The organism is Candidatus Tisiphia endosymbiont of Temnostethus pusillus, from assembly GCF_964264675.1.
Lineage (GTDB): Bacteria > Pseudomonadota > Alphaproteobacteria > Rickettsiales > Rickettsiaceae > Tisiphia.
Genome location: NZ_OZ183472.1, coordinates 657,968 through 683,202, shown reverse-complemented (window position 1 = coordinate 683,202; position 25,235 = coordinate 657,968). Strand labels below are relative to the sequence as shown.

Sequence of the window (25,235 nt, the reverse complement as noted above, 5' to 3'; positions counted from 1 at the left end):
TATTTTATGTGAATGTTGCAAATCGAATAATATATTCTATGCAATTCTCTCGTACATGTAGTTGTTGTTGGTTGTGAAAGAAATACCGGTTAAAAAAATATGTAGTTAAATTAAAAGCTTGTTTTTTATCATTATTAGTAATTTGGCTATTAGTGGAGGTTAAGAATTGTGGTAAGATTAGAAGCCTGTCTTGATATGGTAATCCCTCTGATAAGCATACAGCTCTTCCAGATTTTGGCGAGACGTAAGATAGATTTTCCCTAGTACCTGTTACTGCACATTTATGCAAATCAAGACCATAACCTGATTCTTGAAGTATGGCTAATTCAAATTTAATATATTCCTCAAAAATAAAATTATTTGCTAGACTACTTAAATATTTTACAAAAATTGGAAAAAATTTATTGTGATTTTCTCTTTCATGAAATGCCATCTTAATAAGGCTAATAATTGAATTAAAAGCGTAAAGCTTAATTTTATTAGTTATTAAAAGACCAGCGTAAGATTTTATTAATTCGCATTTAGCCATTCCTAGATGTTCGTGTAATCTAGCTTGCCAAAAAAAATCAACAATATTACCTTGTTGATTTACAGAACCAAATTTTTTAGATGTTTCTCGTATTACACCGGAATATAAGCCATGATTCTCAGTAAAAACTGTAATAATAGCCGTATTTTCTTTTAGTGGTTTTTTGGCAATTATTATACCTATATCTTTAAAATTCATATTTAAACTTGTTTCAATCTCATATGGCTATATGAGTGCGGATCATTTTCCCAAAGCTCACGTACTTTCACAAAAAGGAAAAGATGAATTTTACAATCAAAAGCTAGCTGCATTTCCATTCTTGCCTTAGAGCCTATTTCTTTAATTTTACAACCATTTTTTCCTAAAATAATAGTCTTATAAGAATCTCTTGAAACAACTATTACCTGATGAATTTTGATAGACTTATCATTATTCTCTTGCCACATTTCAGTTTGAACAGTTAAATTATAAGGTAATTCTTGGTGGAGATTCAAGAATAATTGTTCCCTAGTTATCTCAGCAGCTAAAAATCGCATAGGCAAATTAGTAACATCATCTTCTTCGTATAGCCAAGGCGACAACTCTGCTTGGCTTTGTATGTAATTTAGTAGGTTATTGATATTTTCTCCGTTTAAAACGGATATTTTAAATATATTAGCATCTATGAACTGAGACCTTATAATATTTTCTATTTCTTCTGTATATTGAGAAGGAATATCTATCTTATTTAACAGAAATATTAAATTTATTTTAAGAGTTTGCAACTTTTTAAGTATTTGTAACGTAAATTGATCAATAGGTTTCGTACTATCTATTATCAATAAAACTAAATCTACGCCATGTAAGCTTGACCATGCACATCGTACCATTGCTTTTTCCAGCTGTTTCTTTGGCTCGAATATACCTGGCGTATCTAATATTATCAGCTGCGTATCTTTTATGGTAACTATTCCGGTTATAATAGAGCGGGTTGTCTGAACTTTATTCGTTACTATCGATATTTTTTGTCCTATAAGTTTGTTTAATAATGATGATTTACCAGCATTTGGTTTGCCGATTATACATAGAGAAATTGTCTTTTGAGATATTTTCACGGATTAAACTTTACAACTTTACAACTTTACAAATTGTTGAGGTAGTTCATTAATTTACGGGCAGCAACTTTTTCTGCTTCTTTAACTGAATGACCAGTACCAGTTTGTTGGTAGGCTTCCATTTTTACTAATACAGTGAAGATAGATGCGTGTGGTGATCCTTCTCTTTTTATCACTTCATACACGGGTCTTTCAATTCCCTTTCTTTGTGCTAATTCCTGAAGAGTAGTTTTAGGGTCATAATCAGCTAAATCAGTAATAGATATAAACTCATACCACAAATTATATACTATTTTTTGGGTCGTATCAATGTTACTATCAAGATAAATGGCAGCAATTAATGCTTCCATAGTATTCTCAATATTATTAGGATTTTGCCTTCCCCCTAATACTTCCTCGCCATGGGTCATAATAATATAGTCTGACAAATTGATTTTTGCAGCTACTTTGCAAAGTGATTCTTTACAGACTAGATATGCTCTAATTTTTGCTAATTTCCCCTCATCATAAGTAGAGAAATTTTTAAATAAAATTTCAGTAATGATAAAATTAATTATTGCATCACCAAGTAATTCTAAACGTTCATAGTTTTTTTGAATTCCATGCTTTAGTACATGTTGCTTAAGAGAAGGATGACTTAACGCTTCAAGTAAAAGAGCTTTATTATTAAAATTATATCCTATATCTTGTTCAAGCTTTTCCGGAGCAGAAAGAGCTGATTCTTTACTTGTTATCATTTTGTATTTTATCTGTATAAAGGGACGTAAATATTCTGTTAAATCTAATAGATGCCAGCCAAGTACCAACACGGAGTATTTGATTAATTATCCCAATATCACTTTGCCATAATTCTTCTTTTGTAGAAAAAATAATAAATTGTCCTTTGGCAATAAAGTTTTTAAACGGTACAAATCCTAGGTCTATCCTACTATCATTCGATTCATCTCTGTTATCTCCAAGAAAGAAATACTTACCTTCAGGTACATAAAAGCTTTCCGTATTACCATATTTATTTACTAATGAATGATTATTTTGTTTTAATTTATAAGAAAAATAACTTACACCATTAGGTAACATTTCCTTATATTTTATATAATTTTTTCCTTCTTCACTTGTATATGTACCAATTTCAGTGCGTTCTATGGCTTTATCATTTATATACACTACATCATTGATTAATTGTACTTTATCTCCAGGTAGCCCAATTAATCTTTTTATAAATCGAATATCCATATTATTTGGTGGGCGAAAAACTATTATATCTCCTCTTTGTGGCTGTGACGCCCATATTCTCCCATTAAAAATATTGGGACTAAAAGGAAAAGAATAATTACTATATCCATAAGAATATTTTGTTGAAAAAATATAATCATTCTCTAGCACTGTTGCTTTCATTGAACCTGTTGGCACAAAAAAAAGTTCCATGACAAAAAATCTTATCATCAGTGCCAAAAATATTGTAAAGATAAAAGACGTATATTCTTTAATTTGTGTTTTTTTGTTGGTAACCGCAGTTGTTGTTTGCATAATTATTATTTAATAACGAACTAAATTCAGCCTACAATACCTTATTACTATGTTTAAATCCAGCAATTTTTGAATTGCCCCTAGTTCATGTATGGATCTACCCTATAATGCAAGAAAAAAATAACGTCAATAGCAAAAAAGCAAATGCATCCATGTATCCGGGCTTATAACAAAGTGAATTTTATTAATATTTTCAATAATACAGATAAAATTTACTCTACAACCCTGATGGAATTCGCTGGCTTACAAACTATACTTATCAACTCGTCGCCTTTAAAGAGCCATTGGATAAATCAGTTTTTTTGTAAGCTAAGGTTGTCTTATTTACCATCATTATCATTTTCTTTCGCATATTCTAGGTTGGAATCTCTTAATATTCTGTTTACCTCTACAATGACCTCTTTCGAAACTCGCTTGTGCTGAGGGATTTGAAGGAGACGCGGAACGCAGAACCGCAGCGTACTCTAATGTACGTGAGGATTCGAGTACCGCATCGACGTACAAATCACCAGCAAAAGTAGAGTTTCGAAAGAAGTCTAATGTTATTTCATTACATCAGTTGATTAGTTAACCTGAGTTCGATATAAGTGTAGAAGGATTATATAAAGATATAAGGGTTGCAGTGTAGTGGGAAGTGAATTAAAGTTACTAATTTTAACTGACAATTAAAGGAGGAAATATTCTGTTCAATTGATGATTTTTGTAAGTATTTTGATAAAAATAATCAAAATTATTTTTTAGCAAATTCAGTCAAGAAAAGAAATAAGCCCTGTAGCATGAGTTTAAGGCAAGAGCATAATAAAAAAGTATTAGGGGAATTGCACAGTTGCCAATATAATTAGATTTACGCTAATAATTTATACAAGGATCAATGACTATTTTTTTGACAATCATTATTGTTCTAATGATAGGATGTGCCGCACTGCTTTCAGCTACTGAAACGGCCATCACCGCGTCTTCTCCAGGGAAAATACAAAAGTTTAAGGCAAAAGCTATTAAACGTAACACTGTATTACAAGTTCTCAAGAATAAAGAAAAAGTAATTGGCACATTATTGATTGGTAATACTCTGCTTAATACTGTTTGCACTACCATTGCTACCAGTATATTTATCGATTGGCTAGGTGATAGTGGCACTGTCGTAGCTTCAGCAGTGATGGCTTTCGTGATAATTGTTTTCGGCGAGATAATACCTAAAGCTATTGCTGTAGCAAAAGCAGAACAGTTAGCATTATTCACTTCTCCAGCAATTATATTTTTCCTAAAGCTTTTGAAACCAATTAATTCTATTTTTGAAGTTATAGTTAAGCTGTTCTGTTTTATTTTCCGTATTAATCTACAACAAAATATCTCGGGAACAGAAGAAGTCAGAGGAGTTATTGAACATTATCATCAAGAAGGTAATGTTTATAAATCTGACCGTGACATGTTAGGGGGTATATTAGATATTAGGAAAATGACAGTATCTGAAATTATGATACATAGAAGTAACATAGTAGCCATTAATGTAGATTTGCCTAAAGAGGAGATAGTGAGGCGAGCATTATTATCTAGCCCCCATACAAGAATACCATTATGGAAGGACACTCAGGACAACATAATTGGCGTACTTCACATGAGAGATCTACTCCGGGCTCTTTACGAAAAGAATAACGATGCAAAAAAAATTAATATCAAAGAATTAGTAAATCAGCCTTGGTTTATACCTGATAATGCTTTGGTAACTCATCAACTTCATGCTTTTAGAGAAAGAAAGAGCCATTTTGCCTGTGTTGTTGACGAATATGGTGATCTACAAGGTATTATTACTCTAGAAGATATTCTAGAAGAGATTGTTGGTCCTATTATCGATGAGCATGATTATCCTATTAACACAATTGTAAAAAAATCTGAAACGGAGTTTATTATTGATGGATCTGTAACCATAAGAGATGTAAATAGAGAATTAAATTGGAGTCTACCTGATGATGACGCAAATACCATAGCTGGCTTAATTATCCATAAACTTGAGCGTATTCCCAATCAAGGAGAATCTATCAAGATATTTAATTTAAGTATCACTATTAACAAAAAAATAGGTAACAGACTTGATAGCATAAAAGTCATTATTCTACCAAATAAAGAATCTGAAAGTGATAAGTAGTCTTGGCAATTATTTACAAATATCTGCAATTTTATTCAGTATACTAACAGTTGTTAGTTCTTTATATTTATATCGTTCTGCTACTTTTTTTTTCTATCTTAGTTTCCTGTCAACATTACTAGCTTTTTTGCTACTAGTATGTGGATTTATCATATCGGATTTTTCTATACAGAATGTTTTTTTTAATTCTAGTACATTAAAGCCTCTAGGATTTAAGATTGCTGCTAGTTGGGCGAGTCATGAGGGGTCTATCCTATTATGGCTATGTTTATTACAGACTATAGCTGTTATTTATATTGCACTATTCAATAGCCGTCCAATTCAAGTCTATCACACAATTATACTAGCACTAATACAAATCTTGTTCGGTAGTTTCATTTATTTTACCTCTAACCCATTTGATAGCCTATCCTTCCGTCCCGCCCAGGGACTCGGCTTAAACCCCATGCTGCAAGATATTGCCCTAATAATACACCCCCCTATATTATATTTAGGCTATGTCTGTTACGTCGTACCTTTCACATCTGCTTGCGTAATCTTGCTTACGTCTAGTTTAGACTTTGTTAATCTCAGAGCAATTAAAATATTTACCAATTTAGGAATGCTATTTTCAACCTTAGGAATAGCACTAGGATCATGGTGGGCTTATAGAGAGCTTGGCTGGGGTGGTTTCTGGTTTTTTGATCCAGTAGAAAATATTTCCCTACTACCATGGCTGTCGGCTATCGTTCTACATCACTCAATCTTGGTAACGATAAAATCTGGACGAATGACAAACTGGAGCATAACCCTATCAATTATCACTTTTTTACTAGTAGTATTTAGTACGTTTTTGGTACGCTCAGGGCTAATCACCTCAATTCATTCTTTTGCCTCATCACCTGAGCGAGCAATCTACATGTTGGTAATATTTGCTATTATTGCTATATCAAGCTTAGTGTTACTGTTAGTAAAAGGACAAAATATCACTCAACCCGATCCAGCAGGATTAGACAAACATAAATTTAAGTACAAACTTATTATTTGGGGTAGTATATTTTTCTTAACAGCCCTAGTAATATTACTATGTGCCACCATTTACCCAGTAGTTTATTCTTTATTATACCAAGAATCTATTACCATTAGTGAAAGATTTTTTATCAATAATTTTATAATCTTCCTTATTCCAACAGTTCTACTAGTTGGCATTGCTTATAATACCAGAAAAAAACAGCTACTAATTTTAGCTAGTTCTTTTGCAATAACTATCATTAGCTCATACCAAATTCAGTATGGTTTTATTTCAGCATGTGCCGTGACATTTTCTCTTTTTCTAATAATACAAAATTGTTATTATATATTAGCAAAAAGCAATTTTTTTAGAACCAAACTAAAAGCTAATATTGCTATGATCTTAGGGCATTTAGGCTTTGGCTTACTTGTTTTAACTATTACTGTTAATTCATTATTACAAAGTGAAGTAGATTTTATAGGAAAAGTTGGAGACAAGGTAACAGCAGGTGGGTTTGAAGTTACCTTAAAAGATATGAGAGTATCCTCAGCCCAAAATTATTATCGGCAAATTGCTGAATTTTGGATTGAGGATCAACAAAATAATATCACCATCTTAAAGCCTGAGAATAGATTATATATAATAGAAAAACAACTATCCCAAGAAAGTAATATATATTCTTATTTAACTTATGATCTTTACGCAGTATTAAGTAAAATTGACGATGATGTAATTCATGCAAAAATATATTACAAACCGATGATGAGTTTTATTTGGATATCTATTATGCTTATGGCTGGAGGATTCTTAATCGGATTATTGAAATTAATCCGAAATTGAGGTTAAATATGGTTTAAGTTAATAAAAGAAGTGTTGCTAACTTTCATAGCAACTTTGAGAAAATAAATCAATATTTCGTATTAGATAGTGTTATTTCAGGGTATTTTTTTGGTTTAGCTAAAAAATAACCAATATCTTCGTTATCATAGTGCATTTCTATATAAGAGCCATAAATACGATTATCAAAGCCACCATCCTTCTGTTTCTTAATAAGACGCTTTGCTTCAATTTGTTCCATCGATAAGTTGTATTCTTTGCCTAATGCATAAATCACTTCAAGCAAATCAGCTAGTTCTTCAGAAATTTCATCTGGTGTTTTTGCATCAATCACCTCCTGTGCTTCTTCCAACAATTTATCTTTAAGACGCTGGATATATTCATCTTTTTTCATACTACGTTCAAATACCGAAATACCACGCGAACGCATAATTCTTGGGACTAAATCACGAATTAGTTTATCAATTTTGAAACAATATTTTCTCATCATAATTTCCTATAATAGTAATTATATAGCTAACCCGAGAAGGTTTTAGATGGATAACGTTTGTCATCCCCGCATAGGCGGGTATCTAAAATAAAGCCAGAAAAGCTTTGAGATATTGGAGATTCCCGCCTACGAAGGAATGACAACTTAATATCAAGAACTTAGTCGGGTTAGTTATACCTATCTTCTATGACTAACAACTGCTAATCTTACCAACACTCATTGATAGGCTGGCTGAAACGAATTTCTCTAAATCTCCGTCAAGTATCCCCTTAGTATCAGAAGTTTCATGGTTGGTACGTAAATCCTTAACCATCTGATAAGGCTGTAATACATAAGATCTTATTTGATGTCCCCAACCATTTTCAGTCTTGGATGCATTTTGTTCATTAATATCATCGGTACGTTTTTTTAACTCCGACTCATAAAGCCTTGCTTTAAGCATTTTCATAGCTTGTGCTTTATTTTTATGCTGCGATCTATCATTTTGGCACTGGGTTACGATATTAGTCGGTAAGTGGGTAATCCTTACTGCAGAATCGGTAGTGTTTACATGTTGCCCCCCAGCCCCGGAAGACCTATAAGTATCAATTCTAAGATCTTTTTCATCTATTGTAATGGAAATATCATCGTCAATTTCTGGATATACCCAACTGCTAGCAAAACTAGTCATCCTTTTACCTGCGGCATTAAAAGGTGATATCCTAACTAGCCTATGCACACCAGATTCTGTTCTAAACCAACCATATGCTTGGTAGCCATTAATTTTGATAGTACATGATTTTATTCCAGCTTCTTCGCCATTAATAAGATGAATAATTTCGCTTTTAAAACCCAGCCTTTCTGCAAAGCGTAAATACATACGCATCATAATTGATGCCCAGTCGTGGCTTTCTGTTCCTCCAGCTCCAGCGTTGATTTCTAGAAAGCAATTATTACTGTCAAATTCTCCAGAAAATAAACATTCAGTCTCAAATTTTCCGGCAATAATAGATAGTTTCCCTAAATCTTCTTGAACTTGCTGCAAAACTTGTTGATCATTTTCAGTAAATGCCAAATCCTCAAGTTCTAAACATTCCGTAAAATTAGACTGAAGTTGTTTAAACGAGTTAAGCTTGATATCTAGAAGTCTTTTTTCTTTTAGAATACTCGAGGCCTTCTCTTGATTATTCCACAGATCCGGATCTTCTGATATATTTTCTAGCTCTAGAAGCCTTTTGCTTGCGTTATCGAAATCAAAGAGACCTCCTGAGCAGCTCTAAAGACTGTTCGATTTTTTTTACATAATGTTCAATTTCAGCACGCATTATTAATTTTCCTACTATAAAATGGAATTTTATTATATAAAGATAAAACTTCTTTCTAATTTTAACATTATACCAAATATACCATGAATAATCAAAACTTTATCAGAAATTTTTCAATCATTGCTCATATTGATCATGGTAAGTCTACTCTAGCAGATAGATTAATTGAATATTGTGGGGGGTTGGCAGCTCGGGAAATGAGTCATCAGGTACTGGACTCAATGGACATAGAAAAAGAACGTGGTATCACTATCAAAGCACAGACTGTTAGATTAACTTACAAAGCAAGAAATGGTAATACCTACTATCTAAACCTAATGGATACTCCTGGTCATGTGGATTTCTCTTATGAGGTGAGTAGATCGTTAGCTGCTTGTGAAGGTTCTTTGTTAGTAGTGGATAGTAGCCAGGGTGTTGAGGCACAAACTCTAGCAAATGTTTATCAAGCGATCGATAATAATCATGAAATTATTCCAGTCCTAAATAAAATTGATCTACCAGCTGCTGATCCTGATAAAGTTAAGCAACAGATAGAGGACGTAATTGGCATAGATGCAAGCGATGCATTATTGATTTCTGCAAAAAGTGGTATAGGAATAGAGGAGGTACTGGAAGCAATTGTTAATAGGCTGCCATGTCCAAAAACTAATCAAACAGATATTCTAAAGGCATTATTGGTTGATAGCTGGTACGATTCTTACCTAGGGGTAGTAATTTTAGTTAGAGTTATCGATGGAGTTTTACGCAAGAATATGCGTATTAAAATGATGGCTACCAATTCTACTTATAATGTTGACAATGTTGGGTATTTTACTCCTAGAAAACATATATCAGATATTTTATACCCAGGAGAAATAGGCTTCTTTACTGCTTCAATAAAACAAGTTGCTGATTGTAAAGTTGGGGACACAATAACTGACGAGAAAAGACCTTGTCAGGAATCTCTGCCTGGTTTTAAGCCGCATTTACCGGTAGTGTTTTGTGGTTTATATCCTTCAGATGCTTCGCAATTTGAGCATTTAAAAGATTCTTTAGCTAAATTAAAACTTAACGATGCTAGCTTTGAATTTGAAGCAGAGAGTTCAACAGCCTTAGGTTTTGGCTTTCGCTGTGGATTTTTAGGGTTACTACATCTTGAAATAGTACAAGAAAGATTGGAACGCGAATTTGACCTTGATATGATCACCACCGCTCCTAGTGTGATTTATAAGATTAATATGCGTGATGGAAATCAATTAGAAATACATAATCCAGCTGATTTGCCACCTGTGCAAAATATCGACTCAATGTTAGAGCCTTGGGTTAAGGCAACAATATTAGTACCAGATGAGTTTTTAGGTAATGTGTTATCTTTATGTACCGATAAAAGAGGGGTACAGATTGAATTAACTTATGTAGCCGGTAGAGCTATGGTAATTTATCGATTACCGTTAAATGAGATAGTATTTGATTTTTATGATAAGTTAAAAAGTTATACAAAAGGCTATGCTAGCTTTGATTGGGAAATAGATGTTTATCAGGAAAGTGATTTAGTAAAATTATCTATTTTGGTTAATAGTGAGCCAGTTGATGCTTTATCTACTATAGTACATCGTTCAAGATCAGAATATCGGGGGCGGGAGTTGTGTAAACGTCTTAGCGATTTAATTCCAAGGCAATTATTTCAGATTGCTATTCAAGCTGCTATTGGCAGCAGAATAATTGCTAGAGAAACCGTTAAGGCAATGCGTAAAGATGTTTTATCTAAATGCTATGGTGGGGATATAACTCGTAAGCGTAAATTATTGGAAAAACAAAAAGCTGGCAAAAAACGTATGCGTAATATTGGTAATGTTGAGATACCTCAATCTGCTTTTATAGCTGCTCTTAAAATAGGAGATGAGTGATATCACGCGACTTATCTTCGAGATGGATAGGATCAAAATTGTGCCATAAAACGACGTTAGTATGCGGTGTATGGGATAGAAAATTAAATTTTCTTTACTGACTACATTTTATCATTTTGCAGATTTTGTCATTTGGGGCATTGTTAGATCAAATAAATTGAATAAATGTTGCTGAAGAGACGTTAATTTTGATAATCTTGCTACTTTACAACCTTTGATAGTGTAATATAAAAAACATTTTTTCCCAACTCTCTTAATGCTTCATAACACATTTTTAAGATATAAGGTCTAATATAAATCTCAGGGTTTGTGGCTTATTGCTTCAAGCCACGCAAACCAGCAATAAAGCCTAATAAATTAAAAGCACAAAAATTGCTCCTTACGTTAAACTGAGGTTACTATACCAGTTTCTAATTATACCAAATATGTTTTTAAACAAATGATAGATGGTGGTAAAAGTTTGCAGGAAATCTTTGATTTAATTAGAGAAGAATTGCAACAAGAAGTTAGTAATGAAGCATTGTTGCATGAAGTAAAGGCTATATTCGCTCCATTTTTTATTACAGGAATTATGTTGCTTCATAACAAATCAGTGAAACTTTTTTAAAATATTAGTTACTCACCTTACACATAGCATTAAAAAGTCACAGGGGAGAAAACCCTTGGGACTTTTAATGCTATGCGTAAAAGATTCCTTTTGCGTTGAAATGTAGTAGATGTTATCTTCTAGACTTTTTGACGGAGCGACTATTTCTTTGACAAACAACAATCACTATCTGCCCAAAGTAGTTAGGCACGAGATAGTTTTATAGAATGTATGCTAAGAACCTAATAAGAAGTAGATTCACCGCCATCCAGTAGAATATTTGAGCCATTTATATGACTAGACTTATTTGAGAGCAAAAATACTACTAAATTTCCGAGATCTTCAGTTTCACCATAAGATTTCAAAGGTATAGAAGAGGTATCTTTTAATAATTGTTCCTCATATGAAATGTTATTTAAACTAGCCTTTTCTGTTATCATATTCTTATGATGTTGCGTTAAAATTGGTCCTGGGGAAATAGCGTTAACACGAATTTTACGTGTAGCAAACAAATGCATCAGATTTTTTATTTCTCCACTCCAAGCAAGTCGTACAACATTGGTATTAGGGTAGGCTGGTAGAAAATTCTTAGAACTACTACCTGAAATTACAACAATGCTACCATTATTATGAATTTTAGGGGCAAAAAAACGTACAACCTCAAGTGGAGCAATAAAAGTTTCCGCAAATACTTTAGTCCATTCGTCTTTACTAGGAATGTCATTTTTATTCAAGGATGGTCTTGGACCAATAAGCACAATTCCTTCGATAGAGGAAAGAGTAATTTTACTTGCCGCATTTTCTATAGTTTTAGTATCTGAAAAATCAATTATCAAGGTTCTAACTGTAATATTAGGGTATTTCTTTTGTAAATCCTTTTGCAAATTAGTTAGTTTATTATTGTTCCTACCAGATACTAGTAGATTATACCCTTCTGATGCTAGCACATCGCATATAGTTGAACCTAATGCACCGGTTGCTGCAGTAACAAGTATAGTACCATTTTGTTTGTGATCACTAGCATTACTGGAGAAATAAAATAGTAGGGTGAAAATAGTAATTAGAAGTTTCATATCAACAATCCTTTAATTTTGATAATAGATTATTTTTTAGTCCAGTTCTAGATGAATTATAACTCTTCTCTTCTAAACCATATTTATAGAACATTTTTACAATAACAAATATATTAATGTTATTAATAATAAGAAATCCTAACATGAACTTCAATATCTATATTAATGATCAGCTATATCAGAAATTAGAATACCTAGTACTAAACCGCCATACGTTTTTTCGTAGGTTTTACATAATTTTTTGGGGTAACTACTGGCTGAGCTGTACCATCTATAACATCTTTTGAAATATGTACATGCATTTTTTTTAGATTGGTAACATTATACATGCTGTCAAGTAGCAGTGTCTCAATTATCGATCTAAGACCTCTAGCTCCGGTTTTTCGTGCCAGCGCTTTCTCGGCTATTCCTTCTAAAGCATCATTATCAATTGATAGTTCAACATCGTCTAACTCAAATAATTTATGATATTGCTTGATAACAGCATTTTTGGGTTGAGTTAAAATTGCCACCAAAGATGCTTTGTCTAGGTCATCTAAAGTTGCTACTACTGGAAGCCTACCGATGAATTCTGGAATTAACCCAAACTTTACTAGATCTTCAATTTCTAATGATTTGAGTATTTCGCTGTGGTTTTTTTCTTGTTTTGATTGGACATTTGCCGCAAAACCAATCGAACTTTGAGCAGTACGGGCATTAATGATATTATCTATCCCCATGAAAGCTCCACCGCATATGAACAAAATATTGGAAGTATCTACTTGAACAAAATCTTGCTGTGGGTGTTTTCTGCCACCTTGGGGAGGAACAGAAGCAATAGTTCCTTCCATGATTTTAAGTAATGCTTGTTGGACTCCTTCTCCTGATACATCTCTTGTTATGGAAGGGTTTTCAGATTTTCTAGCGATTTTATCTACTTCATCTATATAAACAATGCCTCGTTGGGCTTTGGCTATATTAAAGTCTGCTGCTTGTAATAATCTTAGCAAGATATTTTCAACATCTTCACCAACATAGCCAGCTTCGGTTAAAGAAGTGGCGTCTGCCATAGTGAAAGGTACATCAAGAATCTTTGCTAAGGTTTGTGCCAAAAGGGTTTTACCAGAGCCAGTAGAACCAATAATTAGGATATTTGATTTATTTAATTCGACATCATTATTACCTGACTCGATATATTCTAATCGTTTATAGTGATTATATACCGCAACTGATAAAACTTTTTTTGCCTGATCTTGACCAATTACGTAATCATTAAGAGTAGAAAAAATTCTGTGTGGTGTTGGAATTAAAGAGGCAACTTGTTTAAGAGTTACTTTAGTCTCTTCTTTTATAATATCACGGCACAGTTCAATACATTCATTACAAATAAATACTGTTGGTCCAGCAATTAATTTTATTACTTCATATTGATTTTTACCACAAAAAGAACAGTTTAATTCTTTTTTTCCAACTTCCCCTGACATGATTCCGCTTTATTTAATTTATGAGTTTAATATAGCTTATATACATCTAATATAGATAAGTTATTTAGGTAAGTCTAATATATTTTCAAGACACGCGAATTTAGGATAAGAATTTGTCAATTCTTATATACTCAAATTCGGTGAAATTATAATTGCTTCGCTTACGCTTGCAATGACGTATTTTTTAATAATTCTAAAAAACTTGATTATCGAGTATTAGGCATTTTCTTTTCAAATATTCTCTTTTAGCCAAATTAGAAACTTTTTAAACCAACTAGTATCGTTATTATCATTAATATCAAAATTATTTTTTTGTATTTTTAAAGATTGATTTTTTACCATACCTATAGAAGTGGAGTATATATGGGGATTATAATCTTCAGCAAAACCTAGTAAGACCTCTGGTTTACCAATTCGTACTTGTTTTTCAAAAATTTTGCTTGCCAGTTCTTTTACTCCTCGAAGCATTGCCCCACCGCCGGTAATAACGATGCGATACGCGATCATATTACCTGCAACAACCTTGTCATATTCTGCTTGAACCATCAATAATATTTCTTCTACTCTTGGATTAATGACAGATGCAAGATACTTTGAAGTAATTGTTGGTCTGCCGCTATCAGGAATCTCCATTTCAGAATCTTCTAAACTAATAACACTATCTTTATCAAAAGAAGACGGCATAGCATTACCATAAAGAATTTTAAGTTTTTCTGCAACGTTAAGGCTTACCGAAAAGACTTTTGCTATGTCAGATGTAATATGAAAGCTACCTATATCTATGTAGCTTGTATATAGTAATTTACCTGAGACGAATACACCAAATGAGGTAGTTCTAGCACCCATATCAATTATAATAGAACCAAGAGCTTTTTCATCTTCTGAAAGACAAGCAATTCCCGAAGCGTAAATTGCTAATATAATATTATTTATTTCAACATGACATTTTGCAAAACAATTGGTAATATTCATCAGCATATTAGAATTTGCTGTAATAATATGTAATTCACACCCTAATTCTTTGCCAAACATCCCAACTGGGTCTTCAATAGCATTATTATCGTCAAGAATAAATTCTATAGGAAAATAATGAATAATTTCTTGGTCTTTAAGCTTGAACTCCAATAAGGCTTTTTTGATAAGTTTTTTGATATCTTGCTGTGAAATTGGCTGATTAGAAAGTTTTATTTTATTATTTATGTAATAAGACTTAGTGCCATAGCCTGTTAGTGATATAGTTATTTTTTTTATGTTTTTACCGCAATCTTTTTCTAATGCATAAATCGCCCCGACTATGCTATTTTCTGCCTCTTTTAAATCTAATATGACTCCTGATTTAATGCCTTTTGAGTAATACAGATTTTGGCTTATTATTTTTGCTTCCTCTCTTTTGTCAATATATGCCGCAATGCAAGCTATTTTACTACTACCAAGGTCAAGAGTAACAAAGTTAGACAATTTGGCTTTCATAACTTTTAATATTTTTCCATGTAAACTTTACTCGAATCTCGTAAATCTACAATTTTATAGTTCTGATTAAATAATATATTTTCCATATTCAATCCTGCAAGATAATCTAAAGCATGTTCAAACCTTAAGTCCGGCATTTTAACAGTAATACCTTGTTCTAGATTTAAATCCCAACGTCTTCCTCCATAACGTACAGAAGAGATAATTTTTTTAGCTAATTCAGGGTGTTTAGCTAAATCCTGAATTAATTTGCTAGTATAAATATTAGCATCTGATCCCACAACATGCAAAAGATTAGAGAAACTACCTATATTATTGGTAATTTTATATCCTTCTTGATCAATAAGAAAAACTTGCCCGTTAATCTGCCAAATAGCAATAGGCACTCTCTCAATTAATCTTATGTAAATAGTGTTAGGTAATCTTCTCTCGATAATTGCAACATTTTTAATCCAAGGATTGCGTTCCAAATTATTCTTTATTGCCTCCATATCTAGAGAAAGAATAGGTGTACCCTTATCAGCATTTAAAGTAGCCAATATATCTTCTGCCTTAGTATTATATTGTCCTTCTATTAAAACATTTTCAAGTTTAAATCCAATATCAGAAGTAAATTCGTAAGTATTTTGGATAATTTCTTGTCTTATAGGAGCAAAATAGCTAGTAAAGAAAAATGCAGACAGCAAAATCACTAGGGCAATTTTAATAAAAAACACCACTCTAATATACAACACTGCCAACTTTCGTCGTAAAGGTATATTGGCTTTTTTCTTCTTACTAGACGCTTTATTCCTCTTCATGTGTCAATACATGCTGTTTCTAAAATTCTTTCAACTAGTGTACGGAAATCCATCCCCTGTAAGGCAGCTATTTCTGGTATAATCGATAAGGAAGTCATACCAGGATGGGTGTTAACTTCTAGAGTAAAAAATTCATTCTTGCTTTCATCAAAAATAAACTCCGCTCTAACTACACCTCTACAATTCATGGTTTGATATATTTTTTCCGACTCTTCTAATAATTTATTATACATATTCTGTGGTAGTGGAGCTGGACATAAATGCTCAGCAAATCCATCTGTGTATTTAGTCTTATAATCATAAAAACGCTGTTTCAGGAGTTTTATTTCCAATACCCCTAAAGCTTTGCCGTTTAAAACGGCTACCTGCATTTCTCTCCCCTTAATATATTCTTCAATCATTACCTGAGCACCATAAGGAAAATCATAATCAGCAAAGTTAAAATCATCTTCAACAAATATTACTTCAACGCCTATGCTTGATCCTTGGGTGAGAGGTTTTATCACATATGGTCTTGGCATAGGGTCGTTGCTAATATTGTCAGATTTATTAATGACAATACTCTTGGCTATCTTAATATCATTAGCAACAAACCATGCTTTTGCATGTGTTTTACTAAATGCTAAAGAAGAAGCAAGAACACCACTATGAGTATAAGGAATTCGTAGGATATTGAGTAATCCAGGCAAACAACCATCTTCACCATAAGTGCCATGCAAACAATTATAAACTATATCAGGCTTTATCTGCAACAATACTGAAGCAATATCTACTCCCATATCTATGAAAGTAACTTTATACCCACTATCTACCAAAGCTTGGTTAACCCCCGAAGACGATACTAAAGAAACTTCTCGCTCAGCCGACATACCGCCACCTACTACTGCCACATGTTTTTTTCCTTTATCGCTTAATATTGTAACCTTAGAATTGGCAATAAAGCTTGTTTGATATTTATGCATATTTCCCTATTCGTTTAATCTCCCATTCTAAACTAATTCCACTATCTTCAAATACATTTTTTTTAACAAGATCACCTAGATCTTCTAAATCACGAGCAGAGCTATTACCATGGTTTATCATAAAATTACAATGTAGTTGTGACATAGAAGCCCCGCCAATTCTGTATCCCCTCATACCAGCTTTGTCAATTAATTGCCATGCTTTATGATTATCTGGATTAGCAAATGTACTGCCGCTCGTCCGTTCTTTAATCGGCTGGGTTGCTAGTCTATTTTTATTTATTTCATTCATTTTTTCTAAGATCATATGACTATCTCCTATAGCTGTCTTAAAGATCGCCTTGGTAATAATCAACTCTTGTGGTAAATTATTACCACGATATTTAAAACCTATCTCCTCGTTAGGGATTAGGATAAAATTCCCTCTAGAATCTATTGCTTCAATTGCTATTATGATATCTTTAAACTCTGAACCATACGCCCCAGCGTTCATAACCACTCCACCACCTATAGTACCCGGTATACCGCTGAGAAACTCAAAGCCAGTAATTGAATGTACCTGACAAAATTTAGCAAGGTTAAAATTAAGGCAACTACTCCCTACCGATATTTGATTATTCGGCATTAATTCTATATTAGTAAAATTTTGACCAAGTTTTATTACAACTCCCTCTATACCACCATCTCTAATAATAATATTTGATCCAGCCCCTAAAACAGTTATTGGTCTCTGTTGTTGGTTTTGTGCTACAAAATCTGCTAAAGTCATTGAGTCTAATGGTTTAAAAAATATCTCCGCAGGTCCACCAACTTTAAACCAAGTTAGATGACTTAGATTGTAATTATTCCTATATTCACCAAGTAATGCCATAATTATAAAATATCTATCTTTGACTTATGCAGCAAGTCTAATAAATTTGTTAAAATAACGTCATCGTGAAAAGCTACTTTAGTAGCGACAAAGCAATCCAAAAAATGACCAAAAATGGATTGCTTCGCTGGCTTACGCCTTCTCGCAATGACGTTCTCGCGTAAATTGCTGATGCAAATTATTTGCCCAAGTAGAAATACTCCCAGCACCCATCATAATTATTATATCATTTGGCATAGCCTCCTTGGCAATAAGGCCAGCTATATCTTCGTGATTCTCAATAAATGATACCATTGCATGGGATTTAGTATTTTTGATTTTGTTTACTAAGTTTCTTCCCGTTATACCATCTATTGGCTGTTCACCGGCAGCATATATATCTGTAATATACAACTGGTCAGCGTCAGAAAAACAAGTTACAAAATCATCAAATAAATATTTAACTCTTGAATATCTATGTGGTTGAAAGATTGCTATAACCTTACTATTTCGCTTATTAGCAATATTTCTTGCCGTAGCAAGTGTAGCTTTTACTTCCTCCGGATGGTGAGCATAGTCATCAATTATCGTAGCATTGTTATATTCTGCCACTTTAGTGAATCGGCGTTTTATCCCTTTAAAGCTATTAAATCCATTTTTAATAATTTTGATACCAAAATCAAGCTCCACAGCTATCGCGATAGCAGCAAGAGCATTAAGGATATTATGTCTTCCTGGGGTAGGTAAAGTAATTCTCTCGATAGTTGTTACGCCATTTACATTAGGTAAACTAATTCGTACATCAAAAGTTGACGATTCAATATCAGAATCTAAATTAAAGGCTTGTATGTTAGCATCGTTCGAGTCTATTCCATAAGTTATGATTCTACGCTCAACTATGTCATTTACTAGTTTTCTAACAGCTTGATGATCAATACAAACAACTGCAAAACCATAAAATGGTAAATTAGTTATAAAACTTCTAAAAGCTTGAATTAAACTATCAAAATCATGGTAAAAATCTAGATGTTCAGGATCGATATTAGTTATTACCGCAATGGTTGCTGGTATGTGAATGAAAGTTGCGTCAGACTCATCGGCTTCGGCTATCAGATAATTACCAGACCCAAGATAGGCATTAGTAGATTTACTATTAACAATACCACCATTAATTAAAGTTGGACAAAGCCCAGCTGCTTCAAATAAACAAGCAACTAGTGATGTTGTAGTAGTCTTTCCATGCGAACCAGAGATTGCTACAGAACATTTTAGCCTCATTAATTCAGCCAGCATCTCAGCCCGCCTAATTATTGGTATCTTTCTATGTAAGGCTTCCTGAATTTCAGGATTATCTTTATTTATAGCTGATGATACCACTACATATGAAACATTAGTGACATTTTGTCCTTGATGACCTAGGAAAACCTTAATACCATTATTTTCTAGTCTTTTGGTATTATAATTTTCTGCTATATCAGACCCTTGCACTTTATATCCGAGATTATGTAGTATTTCGGCAATGCCACTCATACCGATTCCTCCGATACCTATAAAATGTATCGTATCAAGAGTTCCGTTTATTTTTTTTAGTTCTAATAAAAACATTTTAATAATAGTTATAGTTGTTTATCTCTTGCATAATCAGTTTTTAACCAAAGGTCAAGCTTTAAGAAAAAAATTTCGATTGATTTGAGTATACTCGGTGAACTTCAAGAATTGGCGTTCCCGCGACCAAAGATCTCCGCTGCTCACGTACTAATGTACGCTCCGCTGCTCGACTTTGACACTCCTAGCTCTTCTTGAAGTTGACCTTCGTCTACCAACTCTTCATTTACGAGCAGTATATATTCCAAAATCTTGAAGTTCACCGAGTATATATATTTTATTATAATAACATAATATAACTAAACACTAAGTACCTTAGATAAATTTTTACAATTAATATAAGAATTCCCACGATAAGAATAAAAAAAGTTGACAACTCTACATGATGATTCAATTACCCGGTGCTTTACAAAAAGGTCAAGTATGCGTATATATGTTCTTCTAGTAAAAGTTAATTACTGTAATTTAATAGTTTTGTAATATTTATCTTATATTAATTAACATTTATTAGATTATATCTTTAATTAATACTAATGAGCATAAATTTATGACTGATAGTCTTCCATCTAATAGCTACTTTAGTAAATCAGCAAAAGTAGAGGATGATACTCTTGTTGTTAATCCTACTGTTAATCTTGATACAGTTTCTGATGATTCAGTTTCTCCCCCGCCTTTCTCCTTGCCCTACCCTGTTGCTAACTCAACGTTTTACACTTCCCTTGTCGATTTACAGGGAGACACGAACAACCATAATAACGACCACAATTAGGGAATATAAAATTATAGAAACCCATTATGAAAACAAATATGACTATTGCTAAAAAAATATCCACCTACACTTAGTGCAGCTATATTACATGATATAATGCCTTATATACTGCTCGTAAATGAAGAGTTGGTAGACGAAGGTCAACTTCAAGAAGAGCTAGGAGTGTCAAAGTCGAGCAGCGGAGCGTACATTAGTACGTGAGCAGCGGAGATCTTTAGACACGACAACGCCAATTCTTGAAGTTCACCGAGTATATAACTATAAATATAAGGTATTAATATGTTTGGTCAGATTCTAGGTAGCGTAGGAAGTAGCATTGGTGGTGTTTTTGGTGGTGGTATATTATCGACCATTGGACGATTTGCAGGTAAAGCATTAGGTGATTATTTAGAACATTTAAATTATGAACCCGAGGAATATTATCATTTTAAAAATATTAGAGAAAGTTTTTCCTTATCAAAAGCCGTTTATGGGCATCCAATAACCTTAGTTTTTGGTACGGCAAGGGTCAATGGTAAAATAATTTGGGCAAATCAAATTAAGGAAGTACAAGTTACCAGCGTTGCACAACAAGGTTTATCAGCTACTGCTGAAACTGCTTCTATCCACAATTTAACGGAGTGTGAATATTATTTATCCTTTGCAGTTAGCTTATGTGAAGGCGAAATAGCTGAAATTGGTAGAGTATGGGTTAATGATCAGTTACTCAATCTTGAACAATATAAATTCAGGCTTTATTTAGGGTCAGAAGAACAATTACCCGATCCTTTAATTGCTGCGGCTGAGCCTCAAGGTCAAGCACCAGCATTTCGTGGATTAAGTTATGCTGTATTTGAAGACCTACCCTTAGCTGATTTTAATAATTCAGTGCCTAATTTTTCCTTTGAAGTAACTAGGAAGGCTAATATTCCTGATTACGTAGAAAGCAAAAGTGTAGAAAATTTAGTTGAGGCTGTTGACATAATCCCAGGATCCGGAGAGTTTGTTTACGACACTATAATACAATACAAAACTATACAAAACTCTTTAGGCGGTATCATTAGTAAAAAACCAATAAATTCAAATAATTACCGTAATATTGCTAATAGTCTTTATAGTCTAAATCAAATGAAAATTATATGCCCTAACATCAAATGGGTTGCACCAGTTGTATGTTGGTTTGGCGATAGTTTGGATATTGCAAGTTGTACTATTAAACCTGCTGTGGAATTTAATGATCCAAATACACAATACTCAGAACAATGGCAAGTTGGGAAATATTTACGTGATACGGCAAGGCTAGTATCACGAGATGCAGATGATTTTCCTAAATATGGTGGCAGCGTCAATGATGCTAGCTTAATCCGTTACTTACAGGAATTAAAACGTAGAAACTTTAAAGTTATGTTTTATCCAATGTTTTTTTTGGATGTTTGGCAAAAGCCATGGCGTGGTCATTTAACAGGCTGCATAAATTCAATAGTAGATTTTTTCAATAAAGATGAGGGTTATAATAATTTTATCCTACATTATGCTAAATTGGTTAAAGATCATATTGATGCTTTCGTAATCGGTTCTGAACTAATAGGTTTAACTAGTGTCAAGGATCAATATAATACTTTTCCCGCTGTTACCCAATTGATAAAATTAGCAAAATTAGTCAAAGAAATCGTGGGTAATAATGTACTTGTTACTTATGCAGCAGATTGGTCAGAGTATCATCACACACAAGATGGATGGTATAATTTGGATAAATTATTTGCCTCAGAATATATAGATTTCGTAGGTATTGATGCTTACTTTCCTGTAACGAGAAGCATAAATTCAGGAATTTTACCAGAAGAAATCATGAAAGGCTGGCAATCAGGCGAAGGATATGATTACTTTATAGATGAAAATGGTGGCAGGCATCAGTTAGCTGCCGATTATGCTTGGAAGAATTTAAGACATTGGTGGGAGAATTATCATCGTAATCCTGATGGTGTTACAACAGAATGGCAACCAAGAATGAAAAAAATTTGGTTTACGGAATTTGGCTTTCCTTCCATTGATAAAGCAACTAATCAACCTAATATATTCTTTGATCCTTTATGTAGTGATGGTGGAGTACCGAGATATTCTACTGGTGAAGTTGATTTTTCTATTCAGCGTAAAGCTATTCGAAGTTTTATTGAATATTGGCAAACACAAGAATATATCGAACAAATGTTTTTATGGACTTGGGATGCTAGGCCTTACCCAGCTTGGCCACATAGTAATATTTGGCGAGATGGTAACTTATGGGCAAAAGGGCATTGGGTTAATAATAAGTTTGGGGCTTGTAGTTTAGCGGCAATAATTCTCGAATTGTCTTATAAATGCGGTATTCCATTAAAGCACATCGATATATCAACTCTTGATGAAGCTGTAGAAGGGTTGGTATTAAATAAAGCTTTGTCTTGTATTGATGTTATTAACCTTTTGCGTATTATATATTTCTTTGATATCATAGCTTATCAGGAACAAATTAAGTTCACTAAACGTGGATATTCTACCCCTAGTCATATTAGTCCCAAAATATTGGTTAAACTATCAAGCAATAGCTACTTAGAACAAATAGAAATTTCTAAAACTAGCATTATTAGTAAACTAGCACTAAACTTTATCGATCGGTATGATGATTATAATAATAGCTTTTGCCAAATAAATAGTGAGAATTTTTCACACAGACCTATTCCTAACTTAAAACTACCTATTATACTATCTTATCTTGAAGCTGAAAGATTAGGGCAGTTAATCCTAAAAAATGCCGCTACTGAAACTAAAATTTTAAGATTTATCATGCCAGCAAATTTTATTAAATATCAACCAGGAGATTTTATCATATTATATTATCGGAATTATCAATATCAGATTAGAATTATCTCCATGAGATTATTTCGCCTAACAACTGAAATTCACGGAATTATTGATGAAGTTGAGAGTTATATATTCAAGTGAATAGCAGTATATATACTGCTCGTAAATGAAGAGTTGGTAGACGAAGGTCAACTTCAAGAAGAGCTAGGAGTGTCAAAGTCGAGCAGCGGAGCGTACATGAGTAACTAGGCAGCTTCGATCTTTGGTCGCGGGAACGCCAATTCTTGAAGTTCTACCTGAGTATATAAGCAGCAAGAATTTATTTGGAATCTATCCAAGATATATTCCCATCCCGACGGTAATAAACTACATTCATGCGATTAGTATGACTATTTTGAAACATTAAAGCAGGAAGGTTCTCAAGATCCATTTTCATCACTGCTCCACTTACTGATAGAGTTAATATTTCTACAGATTTTTCTGCTATAATTACAGGATTATCATATGCTGCCACATTATCTTCGTCTTCATGTTCATATTGATTGGGTGTTATAGTATATTTAACTGCTTTATTAGATGTTACTTCGGATATTTTAACTCTATCATGACGATCCTTGAGCTTAGATTTATACTTCCTAAGCTGCTTTTCAAGTCTAGCAAGAGCAATATCAAACGCTGAATATATGTCATCTGAAGCAGCGTTACCTTTCAATATCATATGTCTGCCTGTACCATCATTCACGACAATATCACAAACTAGTTGGAATCCTTGTTTAGAGAAATGCACGTTTGCACTAATTATTACATCACAAAAATACTTTTCTGACACCTGCATAGTACGGTTTCTTACATAATCTTGCAAAGAATTCCCAATAGAAATATGTTGACCTGATACTGATATTTGCATAAAATCCTCTTTAATTTAGTTAAGTCAAATATTATATGTAATAGAAAAGAGCTAGCATATACCCAACTACCTATCTATACAACTAATGCATAATCATGTGAATTTCAAGCCATTATTTTGAAATTTTCATAATGGCTTGATAATTGTGGCTTGATAATTGCGTTAAATAGAATGTAAGCTTATATATACTTACTTTAAATTGCTTTTTTAAAATATTGTTCAGTTAAAAAGCGATTCTTTGACCGTAATTTTACCTAAATTGTAACATTTTATAGCTAACTTAAATAAGGTTATAATTTTGTTCTAAATAATGTTTTTTTGTTTTTACTATCTACTGAGTTTTGTTGTGATGACTTTCTAAGCCTAGATTTATTCTTATGTAGCTTTATAATTGCTTTGGTTACTCTTACTACAAAAGATGGCTCAATCCCACCTTCTAGACAAGTTTCTTTAAAAGATTCACTACCACCAAAAATCCATAATTTTGCTTCTTGTTCTAGCTTTTTTGCTGTGCGGAATTTTGATATATTGGTTGCGTCAATAATTGCCTGAGTAATAATAGCTTTACGTAAGATAACATCAGGTGAATTAGTGTATGATTTAAGACGTTCAAATGGGGATTGGAATTTAATAACATTATATATATTTACTTTGTTGACCATAAATTTATTACCATATATTGATTTTAATTAAGTTCTGCGTGCAGAACCTAAAGAAGTATAATGATTTTTATGTGTGTACTAATAGTTTCAGGGTAAAAAAGTGTAAATTTTTTAAACTTTCTTAATATTTTAACCTGTATTCGATGTAACAAGTTAATACTAGGCTCAAGTAATATACTGCTCGTAAATGAAGAGTTGGTAGACGATAGTATAACTTCAAGAAGAGCTAGGCAGTAGCAAAGTCGAGCAGCGGAGCGTACATGAGTAACGGAGCAGCGGAGATCTTTGGTCGCGGGAACGCCAATTCTTGAAGTTCACCGAGTATAATCCCCATTAGGAGGATATCAGCCCTGCGTAGCTTACTATTGAGCACATCTTTTTTTCGTTCGCTATCAAATAGCTCACACTAGACTCATTGGTTATTTTGTAGTACAATATAAATGTTTTGGTATATTCGAATGATCCTACGA

The 25,235-nt window shown here is 33.0% G+C and carries 22 protein-coding genes; 6 read left to right on the top strand and 16 right to left on the bottom strand.

All coding sequences use genetic code 11. The features are described from left to right. Positions 1 to 4: 4 nt before the first annotated feature. From recO to lepB, 4 genes are read right to left on the bottom strand one after another with little or no spacing between them, the layout of a single operon-like run. Positions 5 to 727, bottom strand: a complete 723-nt coding sequence (recO, locus tag ACFEL2_RS03325; protein WP_341747350.1) for a DNA repair protein RecO — start codon at positions 725 to 727, stop codon at positions 5 to 7. A gap of 2 nt (positions 728 to 729) precedes the next feature. After that, positions 730 to 1,623: a GTPase Era gene (gene era / locus ACFEL2_RS03320; protein ID WP_375332235.1), complete on the bottom strand. Its 894-nt coding sequence runs from the start codon at positions 1,621 to 1,623 to the stop codon at positions 730 to 732. Between the two features lie 26 nt (positions 1,624 to 1,649). Beyond that, a complete protein-coding gene (gene rnc, locus ACFEL2_RS03315; RefSeq protein WP_341752171.1) occupies positions 1,650 to 2,360 on the bottom strand; it encodes a ribonuclease III in 711 nt (236 codons plus the stop codon). Further along, positions 2,347 to 3,150, bottom strand: coding sequence for a signal peptidase I (gene lepB / locus ACFEL2_RS03310; protein ID WP_341752172.1), 804 nt, complete (start codon positions 3,148 to 3,150; stop codon positions 2,347 to 2,349). Before lepB ends, rnc begins: the two co-directional genes overlap by 14 nt. Positions 3,151 to 4,021: 871 nt before the next feature. Here lepB and ACFEL2_RS03300 point away from each other — a divergent pair. Beyond that, complete coding sequence (locus ACFEL2_RS03300; RefSeq protein WP_341752173.1) at positions 4,022 to 5,293, top strand: HlyC/CorC family transporter; 1,272 nt, start codon at positions 4,022 to 4,024, stop codon at positions 5,291 to 5,293. Then, positions 5,286 to 7,124: a heme lyase CcmF/NrfE family subunit gene (locus ACFEL2_RS03295; RefSeq protein WP_375332371.1), complete on the top strand. Its 1,839-nt coding sequence runs from the start codon at positions 5,286 to 5,288 to the stop codon at positions 7,122 to 7,124. The genes ACFEL2_RS03300 and ACFEL2_RS03295 overlap by 8 nt, the downstream gene beginning before the upstream one ends. Before the next feature lie 67 nt (positions 7,125 to 7,191). Here the strand turns inward: ACFEL2_RS03295 and ACFEL2_RS03290 are convergent, their stop codons facing one another. Together ACFEL2_RS03290 and prfB are read right to left on the bottom strand one after the other, a co-directional pair. Beyond that, positions 7,192 to 7,611: a nucleoside triphosphate pyrophosphohydrolase gene (locus ACFEL2_RS03290; RefSeq protein ID WP_375332234.1), complete on the bottom strand. Its 420-nt coding sequence runs from the start codon at positions 7,609 to 7,611 to the stop codon at positions 7,192 to 7,194. Between the two features lie 190 nt (positions 7,612 to 7,801). Further along, positions 7,802 to 8,915, bottom strand: a protein-coding gene (gene prfB / locus ACFEL2_RS03285) for a peptide chain release factor 2 (protein ID WP_375332233.1) whose coding sequence is annotated in 2 segments (ribosomal slippage) — positions 7,802 to 8,845 and positions 8,847 to 8,915 — 1,113 coding nt in all. Because the reading frame shifts where the segments join, the coding sequence is not laid out codon by codon here. 83 nt (positions 8,916 to 8,998) lie between these two features. On the opposite strand from prfB, the gene lepA reads away from it, so the two are divergent. Together lepA and ACFEL2_RS03275 are read left to right on the top strand one after the other, a co-directional pair. Next, positions 8,999 to 10,801 (top strand): translation elongation factor 4, encoded by a 1,803-nt coding sequence (gene lepA / locus ACFEL2_RS03280; RefSeq protein ID WP_341747361.1) that lies wholly within the window; start codon positions 8,999 to 9,001, stop codon positions 10,799 to 10,801. Positions 10,802 to 11,240: 439 nt separating this feature from the next. Beyond that, positions 11,241 to 11,408, top strand: coding sequence for a hypothetical protein (locus ACFEL2_RS03275; RefSeq protein WP_341752178.1), 168 nt, complete (start codon positions 11,241 to 11,243; stop codon positions 11,406 to 11,408). Between the two features lie 221 nt (positions 11,409 to 11,629). Here ACFEL2_RS03275 and ACFEL2_RS03270 read toward each other — a convergent pair whose 3' ends face one another. The 8 genes from ACFEL2_RS03270 to murC form a co-directional block, all read right to left on the bottom strand. Further along, positions 11,630 to 12,460 carry an SDR family oxidoreductase gene (locus ACFEL2_RS03270; protein ID WP_341755127.1) on the bottom strand — a complete coding sequence of 277 codons (831 nt, stop codon included), beginning with the start codon at positions 12,458 to 12,460 and terminating at the stop codon, positions 11,630 to 11,632. A 1-nt stretch (position 12,461) separates the two neighbouring features. Then, entirely contained in the window at positions 12,462 to 12,605 is a 144-nt protein-coding gene (locus ACFEL2_RS03265; protein ID WP_341752180.1) for a hypothetical protein, read from the bottom strand. A gap of 55 nt (positions 12,606 to 12,660) precedes the next feature. Then, positions 12,661 to 13,923: an ATP-dependent Clp protease ATP-binding subunit ClpX gene (gene clpX, locus ACFEL2_RS03260; protein ID WP_341755128.1), complete on the bottom strand. Its 1,263-nt coding sequence runs from the start codon at positions 13,921 to 13,923 to the stop codon at positions 12,661 to 12,663. A 231-nt stretch (positions 13,924 to 14,154) separates the two neighbouring features. Then, positions 14,155 to 15,393 carry a cell division protein FtsA gene (gene ftsA / locus ACFEL2_RS03255; RefSeq protein ID WP_341752182.1) on the bottom strand — a complete coding sequence of 413 codons (1,239 nt, stop codon included), beginning with the start codon at positions 15,391 to 15,393 and terminating at the stop codon, positions 14,155 to 14,157. A gap of 5 nt (positions 15,394 to 15,398) precedes the next feature. Further along, complete coding sequence (locus tag ACFEL2_RS03250) at positions 15,399 to 16,193, bottom strand: cell division protein FtsQ/DivIB (RefSeq protein ID WP_375332232.1); 795 nt, start codon at positions 16,191 to 16,193, stop codon at positions 15,399 to 15,401. Further along, a complete protein-coding gene (locus ACFEL2_RS03245; protein WP_341752184.1) occupies positions 16,190 to 17,155 on the bottom strand; it encodes a D-alanine--D-alanine ligase in 966 nt (321 codons plus the stop codon). Before ACFEL2_RS03245 ends, ACFEL2_RS03250 begins: the two co-directional genes overlap by 4 nt. Continuing rightward, positions 17,148 to 18,026 carry a UDP-N-acetylmuramate dehydrogenase gene (gene murB / locus ACFEL2_RS03240; RefSeq protein WP_341752185.1) on the bottom strand — a complete coding sequence of 293 codons (879 nt, stop codon included), beginning with the start codon at positions 18,024 to 18,026 and terminating at the stop codon, positions 17,148 to 17,150. Before murB ends, ACFEL2_RS03245 begins: the two co-directional genes overlap by 8 nt. A gap of 132 nt (positions 18,027 to 18,158) precedes the next feature. Then, positions 18,159 to 19,610, bottom strand: coding sequence for a UDP-N-acetylmuramate--L-alanine ligase (gene murC, locus ACFEL2_RS03235; protein ID WP_375332231.1), 1,452 nt, complete (start codon positions 19,608 to 19,610; stop codon positions 18,159 to 18,161). Between the two features lie 547 nt (positions 19,611 to 20,157). Between murC and ACFEL2_RS03230 the strand changes: the two genes are divergently transcribed. Both ACFEL2_RS03230 and ACFEL2_RS03225 read left to right on the top strand, forming a co-directional pair. Next, complete coding sequence (locus ACFEL2_RS03230; protein ID WP_341752189.1) at positions 20,158 to 20,379, top strand: hypothetical protein; 222 nt, start codon at positions 20,158 to 20,160, stop codon at positions 20,377 to 20,379. A 279-nt stretch (positions 20,380 to 20,658) separates the two neighbouring features. Then, positions 20,659 to 23,337: a glycoside hydrolase TIM-barrel-like domain-containing protein gene (locus ACFEL2_RS03225; protein ID WP_375332230.1), complete on the top strand. Its 2,679-nt coding sequence runs from the start codon at positions 20,659 to 20,661 to the stop codon at positions 23,335 to 23,337. 178 nt (positions 23,338 to 23,515) lie between these two features. Here ACFEL2_RS03225 and hpf read toward each other — a convergent pair whose 3' ends face one another. Next, positions 23,516 to 24,103, bottom strand: coding sequence for a ribosome hibernation-promoting factor, HPF/YfiA family (hpf, locus tag ACFEL2_RS03220; RefSeq protein WP_341752190.1), 588 nt, complete (start codon positions 24,101 to 24,103; stop codon positions 23,516 to 23,518). Between the two features lie 290 nt (positions 24,104 to 24,393). Beyond that, positions 24,394 to 24,765 carry a hypothetical protein gene (locus ACFEL2_RS03215; RefSeq protein ID WP_341752191.1) on the bottom strand — a complete coding sequence of 124 codons (372 nt, stop codon included), beginning with the start codon at positions 24,763 to 24,765 and terminating at the stop codon, positions 24,394 to 24,396. Between the last annotated feature and the right edge of the window lie 470 nt (positions 24,766 to 25,235).